Source organism: Aquimarina litoralis (assembly GCF_039523995.1).
Lineage (GTDB): Bacteria > Bacteroidota > Bacteroidia > Flavobacteriales > Flavobacteriaceae > Aquimarina > Aquimarina litoralis.
The window spans coordinates 541,687-568,561 of record NZ_BAAAGE010000002.1; the positions used below are offsets into that span (position 1 = coordinate 541,687).

17 protein-coding genes are annotated in these 26,875 nt (G+C 31.3%); 12 read left to right on the plus strand and 5 right to left on the minus strand.

Annotated features, from left to right (window positions below):
• Positions 1 to 2 precede the first annotated feature (2 nt).
• Positions 3 to 3,290, plus strand: a complete 3,288-nt coding sequence (locus tag ABD077_RS11320) for an ABC transporter permease/M1 family aminopeptidase (protein ID WP_343912417.1) — start codon at positions 3 to 5, stop codon at positions 3,288 to 3,290.
• A 41-nt stretch (positions 3,291 to 3,331) separates the two neighbouring features.
• Here the strand turns inward: ABD077_RS11320 and ABD077_RS11325 are convergent, their stop codons facing one another.
• Positions 3,332 to 4,030: a LytR/AlgR family response regulator transcription factor gene (locus tag ABD077_RS11325; protein WP_343912418.1), complete on the minus strand. Its 699-nt coding sequence runs from the start codon at positions 4,028 to 4,030 to the stop codon at positions 3,332 to 3,334.
• On the minus strand, positions 4,020 to 5,036 hold the full coding sequence (locus ABD077_RS11330; protein ID WP_343912419.1) for a sensor histidine kinase: 1,017 nt from the start codon (positions 5,034 to 5,036) through the stop codon (positions 4,020 to 4,022). Before ABD077_RS11330 ends, ABD077_RS11325 begins: the two co-directional genes overlap by 11 nt.
• A 164-nt stretch (positions 5,037 to 5,200) precedes the next feature.
• Here ABD077_RS11330 and ABD077_RS11335 point away from each other — a divergent pair, with 164 nt between their 5' ends.
• The 5 genes from ABD077_RS11335 (at position 5,201) to ABD077_RS11355 (ending at position 14,494) form a co-directional block, all read left to right on the plus strand.
• On the plus strand, positions 5,201 to 7,060 hold the full coding sequence (locus tag ABD077_RS11335) for a S41 family peptidase (RefSeq protein ID WP_343912420.1): 1,860 nt from the start codon (positions 5,201 to 5,203) through the stop codon (positions 7,058 to 7,060).
• 591 nt (positions 7,061 to 7,651) lie between these two features.
• Positions 7,652 to 10,462, plus strand: a complete 2,811-nt coding sequence (locus ABD077_RS11340; RefSeq protein ID WP_343912421.1) for an IPT/TIG domain-containing protein — start codon at positions 7,652 to 7,654, stop codon at positions 10,460 to 10,462.
• 421 nt (positions 10,463 to 10,883) lie between these two features.
• Entirely contained in the window at positions 10,884 to 11,978 is a 1,095-nt protein-coding gene (locus ABD077_RS11345; RefSeq protein ID WP_343912422.1) for a sensor histidine kinase, read from the plus strand.
• On the plus strand, positions 11,959 to 12,714 hold the full coding sequence (locus ABD077_RS11350; protein WP_343912423.1) for a LytR/AlgR family response regulator transcription factor: 756 nt from the start codon (positions 11,959 to 11,961) through the stop codon (positions 12,712 to 12,714). The genes ABD077_RS11345 and ABD077_RS11350 overlap by 20 nt, the downstream gene beginning before the upstream one ends.
• Before the next feature lie 133 nt (positions 12,715 to 12,847).
• On the plus strand, positions 12,848 to 14,494 hold the full coding sequence (locus ABD077_RS11355; RefSeq protein WP_343912424.1) for a tetratricopeptide repeat protein: 1,647 nt from the start codon (positions 12,848 to 12,850) through the stop codon (positions 14,492 to 14,494).
• A gap of 161 nt (positions 14,495 to 14,655) precedes the next feature.
• Here the strand turns inward: ABD077_RS11355 and ABD077_RS11360 are convergent, their stop codons facing one another.
• Positions 14,656 to 15,543: a dienelactone hydrolase family protein gene (locus tag ABD077_RS11360; protein ID WP_343912425.1), complete on the minus strand. Its 888-nt coding sequence runs from the start codon at positions 15,541 to 15,543 to the stop codon at positions 14,656 to 14,658.
• Positions 15,544 to 15,791: 248 nt separating this feature from the next.
• On the opposite strand from ABD077_RS11360, the gene ABD077_RS11365 reads away from it, so the two are divergent.
• From ABD077_RS11365 to ABD077_RS11390, 6 genes are all read left to right on the plus strand, one after another.
• Positions 15,792 to 16,730: a nuclear transport factor 2 family protein gene (locus tag ABD077_RS11365; RefSeq protein WP_343912426.1), complete on the plus strand. Its 939-nt coding sequence runs from the start codon at positions 15,792 to 15,794 to the stop codon at positions 16,728 to 16,730.
• Between the two features lie 46 nt (positions 16,731 to 16,776).
• A complete protein-coding gene (locus tag ABD077_RS11370) occupies positions 16,777 to 17,376 on the plus strand; it encodes a DUF6642 family protein (RefSeq protein WP_299896694.1) in 600 nt (199 codons plus the stop codon).
• A 385-nt stretch (positions 17,377 to 17,761) separates the two neighbouring features.
• Positions 17,762 to 18,802, plus strand: a complete 1,041-nt coding sequence (locus ABD077_RS11375; RefSeq protein ID WP_343912427.1) for an RND transporter family protein — start codon at positions 17,762 to 17,764, stop codon at positions 18,800 to 18,802.
• Between the two features lie 242 nt (positions 18,803 to 19,044).
• Positions 19,045 to 19,962, plus strand: a complete 918-nt coding sequence (locus ABD077_RS11380; RefSeq protein WP_486303260.1) for an AAA family ATPase — start codon at positions 19,045 to 19,047, stop codon at positions 19,960 to 19,962.
• Positions 19,946 to 20,974, plus strand: a complete 1,029-nt coding sequence (locus tag ABD077_RS11385; RefSeq protein WP_343912428.1) for an HNH endonuclease family protein — start codon at positions 19,946 to 19,948, stop codon at positions 20,972 to 20,974. The genes ABD077_RS11380 and ABD077_RS11385 overlap by 17 nt, the downstream gene beginning before the upstream one ends.
• An 882-nt stretch (positions 20,975 to 21,856) precedes the next feature.
• Positions 21,857 to 24,139: a lytic polysaccharide monooxygenase gene (locus ABD077_RS11390; protein ID WP_343912429.1), complete on the plus strand. Its 2,283-nt coding sequence runs from the start codon at positions 21,857 to 21,859 to the stop codon at positions 24,137 to 24,139.
• Between the two features lie 337 nt (positions 24,140 to 24,476).
• On the opposite strand, the gene ABD077_RS11395 is transcribed toward ABD077_RS11390, so the two are convergent.
• Positions 24,477 to 25,952 carry a T9SS type A sorting domain-containing protein gene (locus tag ABD077_RS11395; protein WP_343912430.1) on the minus strand — a complete coding sequence of 492 codons (1,476 nt, stop codon included), beginning with the start codon at positions 25,950 to 25,952 and terminating at the stop codon, positions 24,477 to 24,479.
• Positions 25,953 to 26,385: 433 nt separating this feature from the next.
• Positions 26,386 to 26,802: a nuclear transport factor 2 family protein gene (locus tag ABD077_RS11400; protein WP_343912431.1), complete on the minus strand. Its 417-nt coding sequence runs from the start codon at positions 26,800 to 26,802 to the stop codon at positions 26,386 to 26,388.
• Positions 26,803 to 26,875 lie beyond the last annotated feature (73 nt).

Here is a 26,875-nt window from a genome sequence, read left to right on the forward strand (position 1 = left end):
CTATGTGGTACGAAATATTCAAGTTCGAGTTAAAATATAGAATGCAACGCCCAGAAACCTATGTGTTTTTCGGATTTCTATTATTATTTTCCATAGTTGGTGTAGATTTTATTTTCCAAGGTGTAGAAACGGGTTTAATGAAAATGAATGCACCAATGATCATAGCGAAAACTATGGGTGCTATAACAGGTATTTTTATGATTATGGTATCCATGATTATGGGAGTTCCTGTACTGCGAGATTATCAGTATCATACCGAAGCTTTATTATTTACAAATCCGATTACAAAATGGGATTATCTGTTAGGTAGATTTCTAGGCTCTTTTACTGTTTTACTATTTATATTTACAGGCGTATTAATCGGGATGATGATTGGTTCACAAATGCCTTGGCATAAAGAAGAAGAGATGCTAGCATTTCGTATCCTTCCTTATATACAATCATTTGCAGTCGTTGTAATACCAAGTTTGTTTTTTGGTGCGGCTACATTTTTTGTTACTGGAATGCTAAGCAAAAAAATGCTGGTAGTGTATACCCAAGGGATTGTCGTGTTTGTATTGTTTTTGCTTACTAAAGCAATTAAAAATGAATATCTACAAGGTTTATTGGATCCTTTTTCTCTTACTACATTAACTCAGTACGCTAAAGAGTATTCGGTTTCAGAACTCAATTCACTAGCTATTACGTTTAATGGAATCTTATTACATAATAAATTGTTATGGATGGTTTTAGGAATTGGGATTTTAAGTTATGGATATTATAAATTTTCATTTAGCGCTCTCACCAAAAAACCTAAAAGAATATTGAATAAAACAGTTAAAAGGAGTAAAAATTACACAAATACAAGACTTTTCATCCCTAATATGAGTATACACATAGATTTTAGAGCGCAGCTCATACAATTGTACGAACTTTCTAAATTCTATATTCTTTCGTTAGTAAAGGAAGCCTCATTTTGGGCAATTGTACTATGTGGTATGATCATAATCATGATCAATTCCGTGAATTTAGGTACTGTTTATGAAGTAGATAGTTATCCCGAGACACATTTTATAATTGCAGAATTGCAAGAAATGTCAATGTATTTTTTCATCATCATTTTATTATTCTATTCAGGTGAATTAATTTGGAAAGAAAGAAACAATAAACAATATCTTCTTAATGATGCCACACCAATTTCTGATGTAATTACTTTAGCCAGCAAGTTTATCGCATTACAAAGTATTTATGTTATTTTAATGCTAAGCTTAATAAGCACAGGTGTTTTGTTTCAAGCATTTATTGGGTATTATAAATTTGAATTAGGAGTTTATTTTTTAGGTTTTTTTATAGAAATATATCCTTTTCTTATGCTCTACACATTCATCACTTTTTTCTTTCAGGTAATTAGCAAAAATAAGTATTTGGGGATCTTTTTAACCTTAATCTTTTTTCTCTTAACTATTGGATTAGAAATATTTGGTGTCACGCATAGTTTATTCAAGTTTGGTGGTAAACCATTGGGTACATATTCTGTAATGAACGGGTATGGACATTTTCTAAAACCATATGTATGGGTGAAAGCGTATTGGATCGTATTTGGTGTTATTATTTTTGTGATCAGTACTTTATTACTAAATAGAGGAGTTACTATCTCGCTACCTAGTCGTATAAAAACTATTAGCAATCGAATTACAAGACCTATTAAGTACACGAGTATCGCTCTTTTTTCAGTCTTTTTTATGTTAGGAGTTTATATTTTCTATAACATCAATATTCTAAATACTTATTGGACAGCTAATGAGCAACAAGTCTTTAGAGTAGAATATGAAAAAACAGTTAAACCATTCGAATACATTCCGCAACCAAAGATTACCGTAGTAGATTTAAAAGTGGAATTGTATCCTGAAAATAGAAGTTATGAGATCAACGGAACCTATACATTACAAAACACTACAGATGAACCTATTCATGAAGTTCATATTCAGAAAATAATTGCATCGCATGTATCTCTAGATACCATTTCTTTTCAAGGTGGTGCAACTGCTAATACAACGTATAAAAAATTTGATTATACGATCTATACCTTGTCGAAACCTTTAGCACCTTCAGACTCTATAGAAATGAAATTCAGACAGTCTTTTGTTCCAAAAGGATTCGAAGAAGATCATTCGGATACTCAAATAGTACATAATGGAACTTTTTTCAACAATAGTATATTACCAACATTAAGCTATTATAAAAAGTATGAACTACGAGATCATGACATACGCGAAGAGCTTGGATTAGCGCCTAGAATATCCAAAGCGGAAATTAGTGATCTAAAAGAATTGGTGAATGCTCGTTCAGGGAGCGATTCTGATGGAATATTATTACAAGTTCGTATTGGAACGAGCAAGGATCAAATAGCGATCGCACCAGGAAATCTAATGAAACAATGGAAAGAAGATGAGAGAAACTATTTTATGTATCAAACAAAACAACCTATTATCAATTTCTATGCTATCACCTCTGCAAAATATGAAGTTATAAAAGATCAATGGTCGTCTACAGAAACAATGACAAAACCAGTGGATTTAGAAATCTATTATGATAAGAATCACTTTTATAATTTAGATAGAATGATGAGCGCTATGAAAACCTCATTAAGTTATTATAGTAAGCATTTTAGTCCTTATCAGTATGAACAATTACGTATTATGGAGTTTCCTCGGTATGCTGAGTTTGCTCAATCTTTTCCCGGTACGATTCCTTTTTCTGAGGGAATAGGATTTGTATTAGATATTGATGATAAGACGGATGTAGATATGGCGTTTTATGTGACTGCCCATGAAGTAGCACATCAATGGTTTGGAATGCAAATAGAAGCGGCTAATGTACAAGGACAAAATTTTGTATTAGAAACATTATCTCAATATGCTGCGCTTATGGTATTACAACAACAGTATCCCAAGGAAAAAGTAACTCAATTTTTAGCATTACAAGAAGAATTGTATAATGAGAAACAAAGGAAAGCTATTTCCGAACCATCGCTTACATTGGTATCAAATGAAGATTTTGTGTATTATCATAAGGGAGCTTTGGCCATGTACAAATTACAAGAAGAAGTGGGAGAGGAGTCAGTTAATCTAGCCTTACATCGGTTTATCGCTGATTGGAATACCTATAATGGAAAAATAAAGACCAAAACAAGTAGATATGCTACTTCACAAGATGTATTGGACTACTTCAGAATGGTTACTCCAAAGGATAAACAGTATCTAATCCATGAATTATTTGAAACTACTAAAAATGTAAACGAGCTTCAATGAATATCAAGAGAGTAATTGATTATAGAACGTTATTTACAAAGCTACAACTTATTGTTTTGTAGATAACGTTTTAAATCTTCTCTATAAGTGCTACCCACAGGTATTTCATGAGATCCAATACCAACACTCTTACCGCTATATTGTTTTATTTTATCCAAAGGCACGATATATGATTTATGTATTCGTATAAAATTATAAGGTTCTAGCGTCTGCTCGATAGATTTTAAAGTTTTTAAAGCCAAGCAATAGGTGTCACCTGTAACAAGCTTAGCATAATCTCTTAAGCCTTGTATGTAATCAATTTCATGTATGAATACTTTAATAAAATCATCACCATCCTTTACAAAAAAAGAAGGTGCTAATCTATCTTGAATTGATATGTTTTTTAAATTTTCAAAACGAGAAATAGTCTTCGAAAATCGCTCAAAAGAAATAGGTTTCAATAGATAATCTAAAGCATTTAAATCAAAACTCTCTACAGCATATTCACTGAACGAAGTAGTCATTACGTATGTGGTGGCATTTTGAGTAAGCTTTATTAATTCAACTCCAGAGATTTCGGGCATCGCAATATCCGTAAAAACAATATCTACTTGATTATTAAGCTTCAGATATTGAAAAGCATTAACAGCATCTGTAAATGTTTTGACGATTTCAAAGTTTGAAAAACGTTCTAAATAATGTACAATCACATCAATAGCTAATTGTTCATCATCAATTATTACTGTTTTATACATCATCCAATACGATTTTTAATTCTGCTTTAAATTCCGTTTCAGTCTTACTTATTGTTAACCAAGCATTCTTAGGATACAAAAGTTTTAATCTGTTTTTTAAATTATCCAGACCTTTTCCTTTTCGCTGTGTTTCCTGAAAATGTTGTTTTTTAAAAACACTATTTGCTACAGAGAATAATAGTTCATGGTTATCTAAAACTAATGCTATATGCACATAGGCATTTTTTACATTAGTATAAAACCCATGCTTAAATGCATTTTCTACAAGAGTAATTAATAAAAATGGCTCTATCAATCTTGGTTCCGATGTATCATTAGCAAGAGTAAATAGGATATTAGCATCCTTACCAAAACGTATCTTTTCGATCGCAATATATTGATGTATAAAATCTATTTCCTTACTTAAACTAACTTTTTCAGGATGGGATTCATCTGTCATATAACGCATCATACTAGATAGTTTTAAGATATACTCAGATGTTTCATGACTATTTTTTAAGGATAAACTGTATAGAGAATTAAATGCATTGAATAAAAAATGAGGATGTAATTGATTTCGTAAGAGTTGTTTTTTAGCTAGATGTAACTCCTTCTCCAGAGTTTTATATTTCGTTAGTGTTTCTAATTGATGAACGAAGTAAAAGAGTAAATAAAATAATAAGGATCTACCTAAGAAACTGGTAAAGTAGTCATAGGTCTTTTCAAATCGATGTATGTTATAAATTCGATATTCCTTCAATGATGCTAATGCTACAAGAATAACTATAAAAAAAACTACATATACAGTCTTTTTCCATAAACTTTCTATTTGTAGCACGTAGTGGTACAATATAAATGCAATCAAAACACATATAAAATTCTCTATCGCATCGCTAGTAAAGAAAAACAATATATTATCAGGCAAGAAGTAATAGGCGGTTTTTACAAGGTGATACCCAATAAAAGACACCAATCCCACATAAAAAAGATGTTGAATCGTTTGTATCGTTTTAGTAGAAAGTTGTGCCATAATACATAAAAACTAAATCGAAGTAAATATATAAAAACGAATACCAGTTAAGTGGTGTAGAAAATAATGGTTGTCGATTATAAAGCCATACTTGTCGATTTCATTTATAAACTCCTGCACGTGTAGCTAGTTTTGATACTATGATTCACTTAAAATATTGAAAAATGAAACACTACACACTATTCTTATTAGTTAGTTTTTACACATTAATATGTACTGCACAAAATTTACAGTTAGAAAAAGCTTCTCCTTTTACTGCTGTTATTTGGGAAGAAGATCATCCTATCGTAAAATTTGAAGGAAACTGGTACAAACTAGTACAAATAGAGGATTATAAAACCGATGAGATCCTATCTTTTTGCAAACAACAGTATAGCAGCAAATGGAAAAAACGTTTTTCTGAAGATCTGGTAGAAGTCCTAAAGTCCTGGGGAGTACAACCTATGGTTAAAGTGAAACTATTATTAGCTAACAAATCTGGTGAAATCAAAGAGTTTTTTGGAACGTATACGTATGAAAACAGACAAAAAGTATTGCGATATAATCAAGATCGTCCTAAACAATTAAAAACCATAAAAACATCTCATGCAATTGACGATATTGATACATTTTATAAGATTCTTAAAGAACGTTCTTCCTATATACATCTATCAGATTATAACTATCATCTTGCTATAGAATCACTCAGAACTAAGATTGCTACTAGTAAAACGGATATTGATATCAATTATTTGACTCACGAACTGGCCAAAATACTAGCAACATTAGGAGATCGACATTCTTATGTGATTAATGAGGCTTTTGATATAAAAGATGTTCCCGATCATACACTACAATTACCATTTTCTTTGGCTGTTTTACAACAAAAAGTGGTGGCTTTAAAACTAATGAAGAAGTCTTCCAATTATACCTACCTATATCCCAACTATCCTTACTTAAAAGCTATGAATGATATACCTATACATACGATAATAGATTCCTTAGCATATCAATCAAAAAAGGCACCCAAAAAGGCAAAACTAAGCCTAGGATCGTTACAAATTCAACAACTTGGAAAGTTATATTTCAGAAACAACCTATCATTACCAATACAAACCCGAATAATATTTTCTGATGGTATTAAGGATACCACAGTAGTTATAAAATTACAGCAAACCACTCAAAAGTATGTTTCAAAACTTAAGAAGAAGAACAAATCAATCCTAAAAGAAATTAGAAAAGGGAACTATAACAGTGTATCAAAAATCATTAAAGGTGATATAGGGTATATCAAAATTCCACAAATGCTGTCTTTAAAAAATACCGAAGGCTTAAAAGAGTATTTGGATAGAACATTTAAAGCAATGCAAAATACAAAAGCCATGATCATAGATTTACGCAATAATCCAGGTGGTACCAGAGATATTATACGATTGGCAGCCAATTATCTTATTCCGAAATCAGAATCACCTTGGGTATCTAATGTTGCATATTTGAGAACCAAGCATAAAGATTCTATTCACAAGTCTATGACTAATCGATATTTATATACTTATACTTATAAGTCAGCAACTGAAGCTGATAAAAAGGCTATTACAGAATTTAATGGACAATTTTCATTACAGCAGACCTTTGATAAAACAGCTTTTAGTAACCCACATTATATGGTCTTACATGCAGGAGATAATCCATATACCAAACCTGTTTATATCTTAGTGGATGAATATACTTTTAGTGCAGCATCGGTATTTACCAGTGTTTTTAAAGGTTTACCAAATGTGAAGATAGTAGGATTGACTACCGATGGCTCTAGTGGTAATTCTAAAAAGTTTACACTAAAACATTCCAATATTAAACTTAAAATTTCCACAATGCTATCATTTCAGCGTAATGGAAAAACCTTAGATGGCAATGGAACCAAACCCGATATCATTATAGAAAGAAACGAAAAGCAAGTGTTAGAAGGAGTAGATCATCAGTTGCAAACGCTCATCGAAATGATTAATTTGCAAACTATATCCAGTAAGAACTCTAAACATAGGTAAAAGAGATACAAATCATTAGACTTTATTTATGGTCATTGGCGGAGACTAGAGATGATTTCCATCACCCTAAAAAATGAAGAGAGCTTAAGTTTTACTTTCAAATCTGATACAATAAAGAAACAATTATTCTTAAAACCTTTAGGAGGTTCCACACATTGAGTATACTTTTGACTACAAAAAGATAAATCAAAATCAATATAAATTTCTTCAGATTTACAATGGTGATATCATAAGACTAGAAACAAAGGCTAAATTTCTTAAAGATTATAAACTCACTAAGCATGGTATAAGATGGTTAACAGTTTTTGATCAATTATAGTCATATTGGTATTAGATACTTGATTTTGTTTTCTGACCTTAACAGCAAACAAATTAACCGGACTTCTTTGCAATGATTACCTACATAGTACCTTATCCAGAAATCATCCTAAAAGGATTTTAAAATAACTCAAGATAAAAGATAATTCAGATGTCATAGTAACATATTTGTGTGTTTGGACACTAATCTATAGTAGTTTGATACAAGACTAAATATTTTAATAATAATAATTTCCAAAATATATCTAGTTTTGCACGAAAATTAAGGTAAATATGATAAAACAAATACTTCCAATATTCTTATTTCTTTTTCTTTTTATTTCTTGTAGCGAAGATGAAGGTCAAGATCAAATTTTTGTTGAAGATCTAAAAATATTAACTTTTCAAATTATCAAGAATGATGAAAATGGAATTTTTACTCAAACTAGAATTACACCAGAGAATGTAAATACTTTCAACATCTCTAATCATGGTGTTATTTGGATGAAGAATGGTTCTTTAGTGGATAGATTAGATTTGGGAGAACTAAAGGAAAATGTATTTGAAGCAAATTTTGCATCTAATTTGGTAAAAGGAGAACAATATGCTGTTTTTCCATATTTATTATCTGAATATGGTTATACCTATGGTGATACACTAAGTTTTGTAAGTAATGTCGAAGTGAATGTTTTGGTTAAAGAACTAACGCCTAGAAATGGTTTTATAAGAGATACTCTCTATATTACAGGAGAAAATTTTTGTGGATCAACTTTTAATAGTGCAAACAATTTCTTATTGGGTGATTCTTATCATCGTATTATTTTTGAATCAGATTCTTTAATAAAAGCTGTAATAAATCCTTACTTAAGTGGATCCGAGTTATCACCAACGTTAAAGAGTTGTGGAATTTCTACAGAAATTGAAGGGAAATTCTCGGTTAACCCTCCAGTATTAGATTCTATATCTAGTAAAAATTTATATGTAGAAGAGGAATTGAACGTTTATGGAAAGAATATACATCATCAAATAAGTAAAGTATGGTTGGGTGACATTGAAACTGAATTGGTACCCACAGATTCTATTACCTTAATAAAAGCCAAAATACCTGAAAGTTTACCCCCTGGAAAATTGGATTTTAAACTTCAAGTATTAGATAAAATAATTGAGAGACCTAGTTTTTATCAAAGTACATCTCCGGTTATAGAAGAAGTAACCCCTCGTAATACTGGATTTTTAGATACTATTACTATAAAAGGAAAGTTTTTAGATCAGCGCAGTGATCTTCTTGAAGTTGTTATTGGTGGTAGAGCTCAAAATATAATTAGTACAGACGATCAAGAAATAAAAGTTATTATTGATAAACTATTTACTGTAGATAACCCAGAATTGGTTTTAAATACGGGTACTTTTAGTCTAGTAGAACCTATTACCATGCTACCTCCCCAAATTATAGGGTTTGATAAAGATAAGTATCATTTAGATGATGAGATTGTTATTAAAACAAAATATTATTTGGGAAATAGAAATACAGCAAAAATAGGAAATGTAATCGCTGCTAATGAAAATGCCTATTCTGAAATTGATTACGATGGTACGTTTACAGTAAATCTAAAAACTTGGCTAAATTTAACTAGTTTGTATCCGGATTATCTAATCAGAGATTCGGGATTGATGGATGTGTTTTTAGAAACCAATTACGGAATTGCATCATCAAACATTTCTATATTTCCACCAGAAATTACAAAAATTAATCAGACATCTTTTTTTCATGAAAGCTCTATTCAAATAGAAGGAATTAATTTTGGATATGATAGAGGAACCTCAGGAGTTGGCAATATCTATATTGATGATGTTTTAATTCCTAGTCCCGGAAATTCATCGTATTCGATATATAATTACAGTGCGCAGGTTGATTTGCCTAATACCCTATATCCAGGAGATCACAATATTAAAATAGTAACCGGAGGTCAAGAAAGTAATGAAATTAATTTTACAATTAAATCTTTAGAAATTAATGATTTAAACCCTAAATCCGGAACAAGAAAAGATACCTATATACTAGAAGGTGATAATTTGGAAGGAGCATATTCATATGGAATTAAAGCCAATGGGTATACCTGTACTAAATTTAACGCTACTAAAAACCGGGTAGAATTTAAATTACCTCAAGGTATTGAATTAGACCCAACAGCTACCATAACCGTTAATTATGGACCGCAGGTTTTTAATGTCGGGACAATTACAGTAACAGAACCCTATGAGAGAATACCTGAATATCAGTTTAGTCTTGCTGATTATTATATAGGTAGTTATGGATTTGAATTTAATAATTCCTTTCATTACATCAATAGGCATGGTATATTTAGACTAGATAACACATCATATGGATGGGACAAAATTGAAAGTAATATTCCTGATGACTTAAGTTTTGTAAATGGTAAAACACCTCCTCCTGTTATTGATAATAAATTATACATAAAAGCTGTCGATAACATCTTTAGGGTGTATGACTTAGTAAATAAAGTATGGGAGGCTAAAACAATTGATATAGAAAGTAATTTATTTATAAATCGTGCAGTTTCTATTAACGGTAGCCATAATCTGTTTTTAATATTAAGCGGTGAAAACTTTTCTAGCACTTTTTTCTATAAATACAATTTAGCTACAGATGAAAAAGAGTCTATACCTTTGCCGCCTAATTTTGAAATTACTGCAGGAAATTCTCATTTTTACTCATTTTATTCTAGTGGTAATAGAGTTTATATAAGTAGTCCCAATAGAAATATCCTTGTTTATGATGTAGCATCCAACTATTGGAATGATATTGGTTATCCTAAACAAGATAATTTTTTCTATGATATGAATCTTTATGAATATAAGAATATTTTATATTTCAGCGGAGGTATAGGTAATGTAGGAGAAGAAAGGAGACTCTTTACCTATGATTACTCTACCAATCAATGGACAGAAAAAACACCAATGCTAAATGTTATGAGAAATCATTTTGTTTTTGAATATAATGAGGACTTATATTTCTTACTTGGGAATGGCTTATATGGATATGAAAATAATGAACTAATGAAATATGATATAGATCTTGATTAACTCTCATTTCTAATTATATAACATAAGGTAATTATCACTAAGTTAAATGCTCGTTTCAATGAAAAGTATTAGTATTATATGATCTTTTGGTGGTTATGAATTCGTGTTTTTATCATTAATCCATAAAATTAAATAACATTACAACCAGAGACATCACCATTCAAAAATAGAATACGACATTTCAACATATTCTAGTTTCATTATTACGCGCATTCTAAGATATTTGATCTTGGTTACAAGACTAACAATGGTTCTTTTTTTAGTTTGCGTGCTATTCAAATAATTCCGTTATTCGTGTATATATGGTATCCAAGAAAAGAAAACTAGATGTTAGTACCTTTGAATTTGAATGTGTTATAGAAGACACTCGCTTGTTTTCCCTGATTCAAAGAAAGGATATATCTTTATTAAACTAGCATTTATGCCATTATTCAATAAACAGAAACGTATACAATATTTAGGATTTGATGATGTCCGATCTTGCCTCATTGGTATTGCTATCATAAGTTTTATTACCAATTACCTTTTCAATACCACACCAGAACGTAATACATTTGATCTTATATTTATTGGCTATGCTGTTAATGTGTTTTTTACCATTTGTTATTGGTTATTGATTCGTAACATCTTAATCTTTTTGAGAAAAAAATATCCCGATTTTAAAGATGATAAAAAGCGTATTAGTATTCTCTTCTTATCCTTAGTCTGTACTGTAGTTATTGTGGATTATGTAGGAGGTGAATTAACAGCACGTGTCATTAGGTTATTTGGATACTATTCTAGTCATCGTGTAGAATTAAAAGTGCTAATTCCCATTATGATTATTACCATTATGGTCATGGCTATTTATGAGGCTATTTATCTCTATAATCGATTAAAAAAGTCTATCCGAGAAGAAGAACAAGCCAAACAAGTAATGATTCAGGCGCAATTGGATACATTAAGGAATCAAGCTCGTCCTCATTTCTTATTCAATAGTCTAAACACATTGCGAGATATTATTGATCAAGATTCTAAAGAAGATGCTAAGGGGTTTGTAGATAATTTATCAGATGTGTATCGTTTTATTATTGAGTCTGGTAATTCTAACATCATATCGTTAGAAAAAGAACTAAAATTTGCTAAAGCTTATATTCATATACAATCCGAAAGGTTTGGAGAAAACTTGCAAGTACACTGGAATATTCCAGAAGACAAGCTTTCGATTATGATTGTACCCATGAGTCTACAGTTATTACTAGAAAATGCAATCAAACACAATGTAGTTTCTAGATCCAAACCATTGATTATAAGTGTATCCACAGAAGAAGATAGGTTAGTGGTATGTAATAAAATCCAGGCTAAGTCTACCCAAACTCCATCTACAAAAATTGGATTAAAGAATATTGAAAAGCGATATCAATTAATAGCTGACAAAACACCTCTCATTACGAATGATGGTGAGCATTTTATAGTTATATTACCTTTATTACATTCATCAAATCAAAAGAAAAATTATGAAAATAGTAATCGTTGAAGATGAGCCACGTGCAGCACGTCAACTGGAAAATTTATTACACAAATCTACTTTTGATTTTGAAATACTAACCGTAATTGATTCTGTTGAAGATTCTGTTTCCTGGTTTCAAAAAAACATATCACCAGATTTGGTATTTATGGATATTCAACTAGCAGACGGTTTAAGTTTTGAGATTTTTCAGAAAACAGAAGTATCAGCACCTATTATTTTTACTACAGCTTTTGATCAATATGCTATTCAGGCATTTAAAGTAAATAGTATTGATTATTTGCTCAAACCTATCAAGCAGATTGATTTAGACGCCGCATTGCATAAATTCTCAAGATCCCAAAGCCCATCAAATCCTATTGAAGCTAATATTCTGAAAGAATTACTGAGCAGTATGCAAACGCCACAAGAAAGATCGGGAATATTGGTGAAAGAGGGAAGTGGTTTTGTACAAATACGAATTTCTGAGCTTTTATATATGTATTCACAAGATAGTATCACTTTTGGTATTACCCATAACAAAAGATACATCATCGATGAAACTATGGACCAATTATTTGATTCTTTAGATCATACCAAGTTTTATAAAATCAATAGAGGTCAAATCATTTCCAAAATAGCCATTCAAAAAATAGAACCTTATTTCAATCATCGTGTAAAACTAACCATATCAAATCCTAGAGATCAGGAATTCATTGTAAGCAGACAAAAAACAAGCGATTTTAAAGATTGGATGAACAAATAGAATATTGGTGACGTTTCAACCAACAATAACTACGTTTCAACATAAACTACTACTATATAGGATAGATTAGAACCATATTTGTGATGTAATTAATAATCAATCACTGAACGAATTCAGTTAAAAAAATAACATCATGAAAAAAGTACTCATTATTATCCAATTACTATGCTGTTTTCAATTATCAGCACAACAAACAAATGCGAAGCAATGGCAAGAAGACTTACGATTTCTTCAAAACACTATTCATAAAGACTATTCTTTTCTTTTTGTAAAAACGACCAAAGAAGATTTTGATACACAGGTTGAAACATTATATAAAGAAATTCCCAACTTACAAGAACATGAAATTCGAGTAGGATTGTCTCGTATCGTATCTTCTTTTAAATATGGTCATACGCAGATTCCTTATGGTACAGTAACTAAGAGTGGAATTCTACCAATTAATATATATGATTTCAATGATGGAATTTATATTGAAGGGGTTCAAAAACAGTACAAAGAAGTATTAGGAGCAAAAATATTGAAGATAGGAGAGACGCCTATAGAAAAAGCTATGGAACTGGTATATCCAGTAGTTCCAGTAGAAAATGAGCAATATTTTAAAGCTTATGGAGTACGATTTTTACTATCTGCAGAAGTATTACATGCGCAAGGAGTAATCCCTACACTATCCAATAAAGTGACATTAACACTTGAAAAAAATGGAAAAGTATTTACGCATGAGTTTACTACTATCGATAGAAAAGATAAACCAAGAACTTTCAATTTTACACTACCAACAGAGGATTGGCTTACAGCACGTGATACAGAAACAACACCTCTATATTTAAAAAACCTAGATGATAAGCTGTACGATTTTGAATATTTAGAAGATAAAAAGACATTGTATGTAAGACAAAGCTCAGTATTTAATGATCCTAAAGAAACCATAGCAGAATTCTACAAGCGCATGTTTGAGTTTATTGATGCAAATAACGTTGAAAAATTAGTTTATGATGTACGTTTAAATGGTGGTGGAAACAATTACAACAATCTACCATTAATTAAAGGGTTAATGGCTAGACCACAGCTTAATAAAAAAGGAAACTTTTATTTTATCATTGGTAGAGACACTTTTTCTGCCTGCCAGAACTTAACCAATGAAATTACCAGGTATACAGAAGCAATTTTAGTGGGTGAACCTACTGCAGAAAACATTAACTTTTATGGAGATGCTAGAGCTGTACAATTACCAAATAGCAAGATCAATGCATATATATCCTACTTGTGGTGGCAAGATTATCCTGCTTTAGAAAATAAAGATGCGACAGTACCAAGTGTTCCTGTTACTATGAGTTATGACGATTACGTACAGAACAAAGATGTAGTGCTAGAAGCTGCGTTGAACTTTAATGCAGAAGGTTTCCAGCCAAAACCTATGGAGTACATCACACAGTTATATATCACTGGGCAAGGAGCAAAATTAGCACAAGTATTGCCACAAATGGTACAAGATCCACGATACGCTTTCTGCGATTTTGAAACTGAATTAAATAAAAAAGGAAACATTTTATTAGAAAGTGGTCGTATGGCAGAAGTTCAAGGATCGATACAGGTATTCTCTATGATTATGCAGATGTACCCTAATTCTGCTATGACCTATAAAAACTTAGGTAGAGCATATTTAAAAGTTGGTGATACTAAAAAAGCAACCGAATTACTGAACAAAGCAATCTCACTAGATATCGATGGCGAACATGCTAAAGCAGCTAAAAAAACACTCTTAGCCATTTCTAATTAGGGAAGACATTGTCTAAAAAGCAATATATCCTTGTCAAACTGAGCTTGTCGAAGTTTTTAACCAATTGATTTTCAATTTGTCTTCGACAGGCTCAGACTGACAAACAGAAGTTTTAAATACTTTTTAGACTTCTTTTTAATGATTATTACAACAATAAAAGATTATACTAAATGCTTATTAAAAAAGGCTATAGTACGTTCCCAAGATAAATTCGCTGCTTTTTTATCGTATCGCGGAGTCGTATTATTATGAAAACCATGATTTGCATTTTCATACATATGTGCTTTATACGGGATATTATTTTCCTTTAATACTTTCTCATAATCGGGCCATCCGGCATTTACTCTTTTATCCAATTCAGCATATTGCAATAATAAAGGTGTTTTTATTTTTTTAGCATCTTCAGCACTTGGTTGTCTACCATAGTATGGAACGGCAGCTTTTAGTTCTGGCAGTCGAACAGCCATCATATTAGAAATCCATCCACCAAAACAGAATCCAACCACACCAACATTTCCATTGCAATCTTCATGATTTTTTAGATATTCATAGGCGGCAATAAAATCTTCTAACATCTCATTACGATCTCTTTTTTTCTGAAGCGCACGTCCATCATCATCATTTCCAGGATATCCTCCAAGTGGAGATAAGGCGTCTGGTGCCAAAGAAATAAATTTTTCTTTTGCAGCACGTCTTCCCACATCTTCTATATAAGGATTTAGTCCTCTATTTTCATGAACAACAATAACACCTGGTAACTTAGTTTCATGATTTTTTGGCTTCGATAAAAGCCCTTTTATAGTGCCTCCACCTTTAGAAGAATCATACGTAATAAAGTTAGAATCAATTGTTGGATCCTTAGGGTTTACGAGCAATGTATCTATATAATTAGGAGATACAAAACTTAATAAAGAGGAAACTGTAACACCACCCACTGCATATGCGGATAATTTTTCTATAAACTGTTTTCTATTTAGACCGTTATGCGCGTAATCATCATATAAGTCAAAAACTTCTTGCTGAATGTCTTCTTTTTTTAATTTTTCCATAAAAAGAGATGGTTTAGTTAGAACAAGAGGAAATTACATCTTTTATGATCAAATTTTATTAAGATTTCCCTAAAATGAAAATAGTGTTATGTTTTGGCCAAAGTGTAGCACATACTTAATATGTTTTCATACTACACCTATCAAAATGTGATGAATCTGTCCATTTTGTATGCCAAGATCATGATTTAAGTAGGAAACTGGGTGTAAACATTAGACTTTTACGGCACATTAATATTAAAAAAGTCGAAATGAAAAAGTACATCTTAGTAGTAGCCATCTTGCTAACAATTCAGTTTACAAATGCGCAATCTAAAATAGATGAAGATAGGAATACATCGGTTATTAGTTTAGTTATTCTTAATGATAACGGAGATGTTTTAATAAAAAAAGCAACAATTGGTTGGATAACCATAGGTGCATTTTATGAAAAAAGACACACGATCAATGAGGTAATCGATAGTATCTCTAATAAATATGGAGTATCCATTACAAAACCAAACCTCAAAGGTGTTTTTACCTATAAATATGACTTTAATAATTCGTTAAGCATACGACAGGTGTATGTGGCTAAATCTACTACCAACGATTTACCAACAAATAAGAATGTTGAATTCCGTTGGGCACCAAAAGAGGAGGCTATAGAAAAATTTAAAAATACTATTCCATCTTTAGGTGAGATGATAGCACAAGTAATTGATTATCCAGAAGTCGTTTGGGGCGGATCTTTTTTGATAAAAAAGGAAAACGGAAAAAAGACTTCTATAATAACAGAAAAATTTTATCCGATAAGCGATGCTTCCACATACATAAAATCTTCATATGATCCTGCAGTAGTAAAAGCACTTCAAAAATATATGGAAGGTAGTTCTTATAATAAAAAAGAAATGCTATTAAGTGCTTTTGCAGACAATGCAGTGTTATATCTAACAAATAGGGAAGGGGATTTCAAAAGGTATACTCCAATCGAGTATGCTGGTTTCTTTAAAAATGCTGAAAAAGGAAAGTTCAATGGGAGAGAAGCGAAAATTTTAGACGTTAAGGTAACAAAAGAAATAGCTACCGCAAAAGTAGAAATCGCAGGACCTAATAGAGAGTGGGTTTATATTGATTTATTCCTACTTAAAAAGTTTAAAAATGATTGGAAAATTATTAGTAAAACAGCAGCAAGGGTTGATGATATAAATTAAAGAAATACATTATTTTTGTTGTATACAATGTATAGACCCTGAAAATTTGTTAGAGAAAAGACGACAATTACCACAACAAGAATCTATAGATACAGATTATTTCATTTACTGTTTAGAAGCGGTGAATGATATAGAAACGCACGAAATTACCGAAGCGCAAAAAAAATTAGAACAATTGACTTCGCAATATGGAGTGGCTAGTATTTATAAAACCTGTGATACCATAGAAGGTTTAGAGGATAGCTTAAATACATTGGTTATGGATGATCATCATTTTACAAATTATGAAATCATCTATTTGGTCATAAAAGGTGAAGCCAATAGCATTTGTTTGAATGACTACTATTATAGTTTACAGGAGATTGCAGAAATTTTTGAAGGGAAATTACAAGGAAAGATTTTGCATTTTTCCAACGCTAAAGTGCTTGATTTAGATGAAGAAGAAGCACAGTATTTTTTGGATATTACAGGTGCAAGAGGGGTTTCTGGTTATGGTCATGAATTTAATGGTATAACGAGCTCAAATCTTGATATAGCATTCTTTAATTTATTTAAAGAAGATGATAATATGTTAGATGTAGTAGAAGAATTGCATCAAAGACATTACAAAGTCTGTAAACTACTTGATTTTAGATTGTATTACTAACTAAGATTTTCTTCCTTTTCTATTTTATATAATATAAACGCTGAGAATCATGTATTTCAAAAAATGTAGAAGATTGATTTGTAATATCCAGATATTTTACATAGTATTTTATTATAACTAGTAAGTTTTTTTTAGTGGTTTCTTCAGTAAATTGATGTTTTTAGACCTTTGGCGTATTGCTTGTTTTATATAATTTGAATTTATATTATTAAATAGTTAAACACAAAAGAGCAGCTGAATTTTGGTCTTTTTGTTAATACATCTGTTAATAAATCCTAGGTGTTAGTGTTTATTGTAAATCAATCAAATTTTAATTTTATACATTTGATGAACTATAAATTCCCCATAAATTGTTTATCTTCTTAAAACAAAAAGAATTAATTTAATGAGTTTTTTTAAAAGGTCAAATACAGAACAAATAGAATACTTAGAAAAAGAAAGATTAAAACTATGGGAACGTATAGAAGATCTGGAAAAGTTAACCAAAGAATTAGGTAAACGGACTCCAGAAAATGTGAGAGAGGTTAAGCAAAATTCTAGAAAAGTATCAGAGTTTAGAAACAAAACTGAAGCTAAATTAAATGAAACAAAAACTTTAGTTGGACAATTATCAAGTGAATTGGAATCTGCTAGAAAAATAATAATTGAAATTAATGACTCTAATAACAAAGCTAATCAGCAAAAACTTGCCATAGATGACGTTAAAACTAGATTAGATGAGTCCGAATCCGAGTTTAAAAAAAAAATTGAATTAATTAACTCTAGGATTGGTAATATTGACAGCATATTAGAAAAATACCCTGATTTAGATTCTAAACTAGATGAAATTGACCAATTCACATTAGAAATCGAAGAGAATTTAGAGAAATCATCAGTTAGCTTGAATGCCCTAAATAAGCGTAAAAAGGAAATAGATGATTTACATTTAGAGGTTTTTGGTTATACTCAAACCGACAAGGAAACAGGTATTGAAACGAAAATTGAAGGCTTAAAGGATGAGTTAGACGCATCATATGAAGAACTAAAAGGAAGAATAACTAAATCTTTTGAAGATGTTGACAAGATAAATTCTTTATATATTGATAATTACAAATCTTTTGAAAATGAATACAAAAAACAGTACAAAAGGATTAATGATGATATTGCAAAATTGCTTCCAGATGCTTTAACTGCTGGTCTAAGTTCAGCTTTTTCTAGTAAAAAAGATAAAGAAGTAGAGGCATCTGTAAAATTGCAAAAACGTTTTAATCAAGGGATAAATTTAATGATTGGTGTCAGTTTAATACCAGTCATAGTAAGCATAGTATTCTTAATTCAAGGAATAACTATTGAACAAGCAATTATTCGCATACCAAGACTTGTGTTGGCTATTATACCAATGTATATTCCTATTTTATGGTTTACTTATTCGGCTAACAAAAAATAATTCCTACACCTGAGAAAGTTATTTTAAAACCTAAATATAATGTACATAATTCATCATATTGGAATCAAAACATTTTTTCAAATTCGACTCTGAACGAAAAATTTACATATGAGTATAAGAATTATTTTAATGATTTAAGAAGATTAAAACCTTCTGAGAATAAATTAAACTATTTTTTCATTTATGTATTAATTACGGAGGTAATAAGTTTAGTTAAAAGTTTAGTTAATGAAAATAGCTTTTTGAACTCTGATATTAACAGAATTACAACCACATTAGTTAATAATATAGAACAAACTAAAAATACTTTCAAGAGTAAAAATGATATAGCAAATTTATGGAAGAATTGGTGCAAAATGATTATTCATGAATTATATAAGGATTATTTTAAAGATATCGTAAAGACAAATCGTAAGATAACAGAATTAGAAAATCTCGAAAATGGCAGTAAATTAATAGATAAATTTCAAGATTTCATTAAAACAAAAGACCTAGCTATAAGCACTGAAGGATCTAGAAACAGAAGAACAGAGAGTTATATCCTGAATTTTAATAAGTCAAGTATTAAACTTGATCAAGATTATTATAATTTTATAGATTGGACGCGTAAATTTAATTTAGATTGGTTAGGGTTAAGCTCAGGACAGAAAGCTTACTTAGATATATTCTCATTATTACGATTCGATCTTAAGAACATTAAAACTGATAATATTTTAATTTGTGTAGATGAAGGAGATCTCTATTTACATCCAAAGTGGCAAGCAGATTTCTTTTATAAATTAATAAACTTAATACCAAAGTTTAAGTCTGCTAATTATCAATTTGTTTTAACTTCTCATTCTCCTTTTCTAGTTTCAGATTTACCTAAACAGAATTTGGTGTTTTTGGGCAAGGATGAATCAGAGTCAGATTTGAGTATAATTAATAACTCTAGAGAGGTAAAAACATTTGCTGGGAATTTAGGTGAACTTTATTTAGATGCCTTTTTTATGGAGGGTAATTTAATTAGTCGTTTTGCCGCTGATAAAATTCAGAATGTAGTCAATAAAATTAATGCGAAGAAAAAAATAAACTCTGATGACGAAAAATTGATTGAATTAATAGGAGAAGATTTAATAAGAATTCAGATTAAAAACTTATTAAATGATTCTAATAGATAGTCATTGTAATATTGATCTTGATGCTCTTGCAAAAACACATTTTCAAGAGTTAATAAATCCGCAAAATCAAGACGGATCATATCATGCGACACAATCCTTGATTGGAAGGATAAGTAGTCAAATGAAAGTCGACATTTTAGTACCAGTTAGAATTAAATTCTGGAACTATTTTTTAATTAATCATTATAGAAATCTTGACAGAATAACTAGTGGTCGGCCAGAAATTCTAGCGGAGGTAATAATAGAAATCGAGAATTTAGTAGGACATAATATTCTTTCAAACAATTTAAATTACAATCAAGCAAGTTTAACTTCATTTGGGAAAATAGTAAAATCAGTCTTTGGATACGAAATTTATAGAGATAATGGCTCAGCAAGAGAAAATGTAGAACAGTTTAATCTTAATTATTGTCCTTATTGTAATAAACAAGAATTAGAAAGTATCCAACGGACAGATAATTTAAGTGGAAATACTAGAATTACTGCTCTATACCAATTAGACCATTTCTATCCCAGAGCAAGGTTTCCTTATTTGGCAGTTTCTTTTTTTAATTTAATACCAGGGTGTTCTCCTTGTAATGCACAACTTAAACTGGATAAGGATTTTAATATTTTTACACATGTTAATCCATTTCATAAAAGTTTTGATGACTATTTTAAGTTCAAGTTATCAAAAGTAGTTGTTAGTTCGTTAAATGAAGTGGAGCTAGAAATTGAGAATAAAAGTCCTCATAGTGATAATTCTATTATTGATTTTCAATTATTACAACGTTATAATAATCAAAATACTAAAAAAAGAATTCTTGATCAGTTATATGCTTTAAAGAATAGAAGTGAAGCCGTTCGTAAATCTTATATGTCTCAAATCACTGGTTTATTTAGAAAAGCTGATATTCCCAATGAAGTTCTATTAAAAAGCCAAGGAGTACCAACTAAGAAGGACGAAATAAGTAATTATCCAATGGGAAAAATGAAAAGAGATATTTGTATTCAATTGGATTTATTAAAATAAATATTTGTACAATCCAAAATCAAACCATTTCTATTTTACATAATATAAACGCTGAGAATCGAGTATTTAAAAAAATATGGAGGATGGTACAGAATATGGTCTAATTTTTTAGTTATCTTTAATCTTCTTTAAGTCAGTTGTTTACGATAATAAATTATAGCTACACAGAAAATTACGTATTTGAAGATTTTTGTACGATTGTACAGAATACACGATTTATAAGCTTCCAGATATATTAGATAAGTTAAGTATTGTATAATAGCTATAGATGTTGATCGCTAGCATTCTTGAATACAATAATTTAAAATCAAATGTCACGAAAATCGCGTATTTGAAAATTTCTGGAGGATTGTACTGAATATTGGATTTATACGAATATTAATTATAGCTACGAATGAGCTAAACGTTTCTCAAATTGACTTTTACACGAGTTTAATAAATTGATCTAGTGAATCAATTTATTACATCTGCGAGAAGATGTGGCCGGGAATCGATATAAAACACTGGCGTGTTGTTATATCTGCAATTATGTAAAATGCAAGCATCCGTCAATTTGCTTCAATACATATATTTGTACTATAATTTATATTATGTAAAATAGAATATTTTGAGTATTCCAGCCTATTATGATTCTTTACTTTTATTTCTCCTTATGTGCATCACAATTTTTAATTACACATGTATTAATGACTATATACTATTTTATCTACCCATTCTGTAAACCATAAACGATTATTAAAATCTAGCTCGTTTATGTTAAATATTATTTGAAATACTGTTAATTAATTGATATCTAATACAGTATATAGTAATTTAACTCTTGTTATTGAACCACCCTGTTTTTTATAAGCCGAAACTTATTACTAACAATTCAATAACAACATGAGAAAAACAAACTCTAAAACCGAAATTTTAGGTCGGATGATTTCCCGCCTAAGAAAGATTGCTGCACCCTTACTAATATGTGTAGCACTGATGTATCCTTATCTTCAAACACTCTTTTCACACGGAACGGTTACCAGTCCGCCCAGTCGTGTTTGGATATGTTTTCAAGAAAATCCTGAAAGTCCAGATTCACCCGCATGTATCGATGCCGTTGCAATGTACGGTACTCAAGCGCTATATGATTGGAATGAGGTCGCTCGTATGGATGCTAATGGTATGCACCAAGCCATCATTCCTGATGGAAATCTTGCCAGCGCCGGTCGACCAGACAAATATGGTGGATTAGATCAAGTACGTGATGATTGGATCGCTACACCTGTAACTCCTGGTCCATTTACCGTTACCTGGACAAACTCGGCACCGCACCAAACCTTATATTTTGATGTGTATATTACCAAAGCCGATTGGACTCCAGATCAACCACTTACCTGGGATAGCCTAGAACTTTTAGTACGTACTGGTCCAAGACCAGCTTCTGCCATTGATGATATTGATGTGGTACTTCCAGCAAGAACTGGAAAACACGTTATCTATAGTATTTGGCAACGATCACTTAGCGAAGAAGCATTTTATTCTACCAGTGACGTAGATTTTGGTCAATCCACGGAGCCACAACCTCCTGTAGCGGCTTTCACTAGTGATAATGGTCGATGTGGTGGACCTAATGTTACCTTTGATGCTAGTGATTCTTATGATCCTAATGGTGATACACTTACATATTCCTGGGACTTTGGAGATGGTACTACTGCCCAAGGTGTAAATGTTTCCCATATCTATGAGAATTTGGATGTTGCCACGGTTACACTTACCGTTAGTGATGGTGTTTTTAGCAGTGGGACGGTACAAACCATTGATTTATTGGTCGATACCAATTGCGAAGAAGTTATTTGTCCGTTTGATACCCCAAGAGCCACTCCTCTACCTTCTATAAACAATTCATATTCAAATATTTATGTGTTTGGAGAAGGCGGTCCTGATTTAGATAATATTGGTAACTGTTCTATCAATTGGGATTTAGGAAATAATGGTTTATACCAATTCTCCCTAAGTACCAATAATGGTGTTCCAAACTGGTATAACGATCTCATTCCGGTATCTACACAAAATTTTAATGCAGCAGAATCACAAATTACCATTACAGGTTCTAGTTTTGTAGGGTTAGATGGTAGTTATTATGTAACCTTAGATGGAGAAAATCTAGTACTTGTTTCTACCACTGGAGATTTCACCATTTATTGTAGTAATTCTGATACGGCACCATCTTGTAGTGATACTACTGATCCTGGTAATACAGCTCCAATCGCAAGTCTTACTGCTACGCCAAGTACAGGAGTTACTCCATTAGATGTTGTACTAGACGCTTCGGGATCTACAGATGCAGATAACGATACACTTACCTATAGTATTGATTATGGGGATGGTACAGTAGGTACAGATGTGATATCCACACATACATATACCACAGGAGATTATACCGCTACGGTTACTGTAAGTGATGGAAATGGCGGAACCGATTCGGCTTCGGTAAATATTACCGTTACGGACGATATCATTATAGATCCGCCAAATGGAGACTGTACGTTTGGTACACCGACAGATACTCCTCTGGTAAGTATCAATACATCATATGAAAATGTATATGTATTAGGAACTGGTGGTCCTAATGTAGATAATATCACCTTATTTACACTTAATTGGGATTTAGCTAATAATGGTTTGTATCAATTTTCTTTTAATCTGGATATAGCACCATGGTATATAGATTTTTCAGATGCTACACAAAACTTCAATGGTACAGCACCACAAATCACATTGGTAAATACAGGTATTCCTGGATTGGATGGAGATTACTTGGTAACTACCGATGAACGTAACTTTGTACTGGTATCGAAGGATTATTCCATATATTTCAGTAATTCGACCACTGCACCTGATTGTGCTACTGCTGTAAACAGAGAGAATGATGCAGAAAATGCGTTCTTTGAATTATTTCCAAATCCAGCAACAGGAAGTGTTTTCATTAAAAATACTACGGATCTAAAAAATAGTATCATTACCATTTCTGATCTTAGTGGAAAACGATTACAATCTGTAACAGTACCTAATAATACTACTGAAATGAGAGTTGATATTTCTGGAATTACTTCTGGATTATATCTAGTTCATATACTAGATCGTTCTGGTAATAAACGTAGTGTAAAACTGGTTATAAATGAATAGTATATTCTAATAACTTTATATAGTATTATACAAACAACCTTCTAGATTTTAGAAGGTTGTTTTTTTATTTGGTATTATTTATAAGGTACAAACGTAATCCAATCATGATATTGTTTCTGTACCTTTAAAAACTCCCGTTCTGTTTTATCATATTCACTCTTCATTTTTCATTTAAGATTGCTATCCATTATTTTATTAAGTTCGAACAAAAGCTTATCGGGATTTTTTATTGTAAAAGTGGTAACTCTATAATTTTTATCATCCGAAAAAAACCGAATCTCCTTACTAGCTCCGTAAGCATAATTACTTGTATCATTGGTATTCCCTTTTTAGTATCTTAATTTCGAACGATTCGTTGGGTACTAACTTCCTTATTAGACTCCATTCTTAGCATATATATTCCTTTAGGTAATTCCTGTAGATCAATGCTCGTTGATGGTTTTGTAACTTCTAAGATCTTTTTGCCATCCAACGCATATATCGTTATCTTTTCTAAATTATTTCCGTTTTGAAGTATAACTTGTAATTTATCCACCACTGGATTCGGATATATTGATATGCTAGTTTCTAAGGTATGTTCACCAATACTTAAATTGTTCGATTCGAATTGAAAAACTCTAGCATGCCCTTGGTTGCTTAAGCCATTATCATCATTATATGCTGCACCGGCAATTACTGTGGTACCATCTCCGGATAATGCTACTGATGATCCAAATTCATCCCAGCTTTTTTCTCCAATAATCTCAGTACCTAACAACGGCCATTTTTGACTGATATGATCGTATTCATAAATTCTTACATTCCCATACATACCTTCATTAAAACCATCTCCTGTCCAATTGTAAGTAAAATCACTAATAGCAAGTCGTTCACCATCAGCAGACAAGGAAACCTTACAGTTTCCTGTTTTATCAAAAATTTCAGAAGTTACCCATTGGTTCCCATTATAATCATATATGTATGCAGCCCCAAGAACGGTTCCCGGTACACTTACCGCAATACGATCTCCATCTGCAGACATCGAAACCGTAGCACCGCTTTGTCCGCCTTGATTCCCTGGACCAAAATCAGACCCGATTTGAGACCAATCCATACCATCAAATTCATATACACGTACTTTTCCTACTGCTAATCCACTTCCTGGAGCTCCAACACCTACTCTGTTTCCATCATCTGACAAAGAAACGGAATGACCAAATCTCTCGTCTATCAATGATACCGTTCCTTTTCCATTGATATCTTGTCCGATCTGTACCCAGTCATTATTGATGTATTCATAAATTCGTACTTGACCAGTATACCTTCCTTGATCTTCATTTAAAGGCATTCCGATCGCAATTCTATTACCATCACTAGATAATGATAATCCAATTACTGTACTGAATCTATCATTGACTTCTCGTTCAAAATCAGCACCTAATTGCACCCAATCGGTACCATTGTACTGAAAAACACGTGTGTATACATTTATACCTCTACTGGCAACAGCCACAATACTTCCATCAGAAGATAATGCCACTGAATTCCCAAAATTATCTCCTTCATTTCCATATAGCGTACTTCCCATTTGTACCCATTGATCATTGATATTTTGATACACTTTCGCCTGACCAGTATTTGATCCATTTCCAGTATTTCTTTCTACACCAACAGCTACTACAGTACCATCATCCGAAATTGCGGTGGCACTGCCTAATAAATCTACGGAGTCTTCTCCATCAATATCCTCTCCTATTTGTGTTTGTGAATACGTTTGTGAAGTATATATCATACCCAGTATTCCTAAAAGTATCGCAAAGTAATTTTTGTTCATATGATTAAGTCTTTAGATTTAGGACTGCTAATATAATTATTTCCTAAAAATTATAAGTTTCTTATTTATATGTTCTGCGAATCCCACTTTTCCTACCCAGCTTATTAAAGAATTCCTCTAGGTCTGCCACACGGTGTTAGTATCTGTTATTTTCTAATTGCAAGGATTCAGAAATAATCCAAAAACTTCTATTCACGCCATGTAGATGTATTTAGGGCTTTTGACCACACTTTTTTGGAGATTACATAATTTATGTAAAAAACATACTATAAAAGGAAGCAAAGTATTTTCGCTACCTTTGAGAACTATTGGATCAAGTTTTCTGGAATTACTTCTGGATTATATCTGGTTCATATACTAGATCGTTCTGGTAATAAACGTAGTGTAAAACTGGTGATAAATGAATAGTATATTCTAATAACTTTATTTGGTATTATTTATAAGGTACAAACGTATAAGATTTATGAATGATTTTCCATTCACCTTTTACTTTTAGTAACATCATATAATCGGTATATAACCTCTTCCCTTTTGGGAAATCTATTTCTACTTTGGCCATTGCGGCATTATTAACCACATCAATGGAAATAATCTTTCCGATACGGTTTCGTTTTTCTCCTTCTTTAAAATATCCAATATATTTTTTACCAGAAGTAATACTTAAAGTATCATTAGCTATCGAATACAAATTCAAGTCTTTATGAAATGCTTTTTTAATTCTTTCGGGAGAACCATCAGCTGTTCCTTCTATATAATGTAGTAAAGTTTCTGTGATTTGTTCTTTATCAGATTGTGCAAAAGAAATGGTACTGCTAAATAGTGCTACCACTAAAATAAATAAATGTTTCATTGTTCGTTTTTTATTATTGATTTGTATAGCTAAACTATAGGAAAGCCTTATCAATCAAGTAAAAAACAAGCTC

What these genes read in the sequence shown, in the direction of transcription:
- ABD077_RS11390 (WP_343912429.1), top strand. Translation starts at nt 21,857, where the DNA reads ATGAGAAAAACAAACTCTAAAACCGAAATTTTAGGTCGGATGATTTCC.
- ABD077_RS11350 (WP_343912423.1), top strand. Translation starts at nt 11,959, where the DNA reads ATGAAAATAGTAATCGTTGAAGATGAGCCACGTGCAGCACGTCAACTG.
- ABD077_RS11395 (WP_343912430.1), bottom strand. Translation starts at nt 25,952, where the DNA reads ATGAACAAAAATTACTTTGCGATACTTTTAGGAATACTGGGTATGATA.
- ABD077_RS11365 (WP_343912426.1), top strand. Translation starts at nt 15,792, where the DNA reads ATGAAAAAGTACATCTTAGTAGTAGCCATCTTGCTAACAATTCAGTTT.
- ABD077_RS11320 (WP_343912417.1), top strand. Translation starts at nt 3, where the DNA reads ATGTGGTACGAAATATTCAAGTTCGAGTTAAAATATAGAATGCAACGC.
- ABD077_RS11360 (WP_343912425.1), bottom strand. Translation starts at nt 15,543, where the DNA reads ATGGAAAAATTAAAAAAAGAAGACATTCAGCAAGAAGTTTTTGACTTA.
- ABD077_RS11325 (WP_343912418.1), bottom strand. Translation starts at nt 4,030, where the DNA reads ATGATGTATAAAACAGTAATAATTGATGATGAACAATTAGCTATTGAT.
- ABD077_RS11345 (WP_343912422.1), top strand. Translation starts at nt 10,884, where the DNA reads ATGCCATTATTCAATAAACAGAAACGTATACAATATTTAGGATTTGAT.
- ABD077_RS11400 (WP_343912431.1), bottom strand. Translation starts at nt 26,802, where the DNA reads ATGAAACATTTATTTATTTTAGTGGTAGCACTATTTAGCAGTACCATT.
- ABD077_RS11385 (WP_343912428.1), top strand. Translation starts at nt 19,946, where the DNA reads ATGATTCTAATAGATAGTCATTGTAATATTGATCTTGATGCTCTTGCA.
- ABD077_RS11330 (WP_343912419.1), bottom strand. Translation starts at nt 5,036, where the DNA reads ATGGCACAACTTTCTACTAAAACGATACAAACGATTCAACATCTTTTT.
- ABD077_RS11335 (WP_343912420.1), top strand. Translation starts at nt 5,201, where the DNA reads ATGAAACACTACACACTATTCTTATTAGTTAGTTTTTACACATTAATA.
- ABD077_RS11340 (WP_343912421.1), top strand. Translation starts at nt 7,652, where the DNA reads ATGATAAAACAAATACTTCCAATATTCTTATTTCTTTTTCTTTTTATT.
- ABD077_RS11355 (WP_343912424.1), top strand. Translation starts at nt 12,848, where the DNA reads ATGAAAAAAGTACTCATTATTATCCAATTACTATGCTGTTTTCAATTA.
- ABD077_RS11375 (WP_343912427.1), top strand. Translation starts at nt 17,762, where the DNA reads ATGAGTTTTTTTAAAAGGTCAAATACAGAACAAATAGAATACTTAGAA.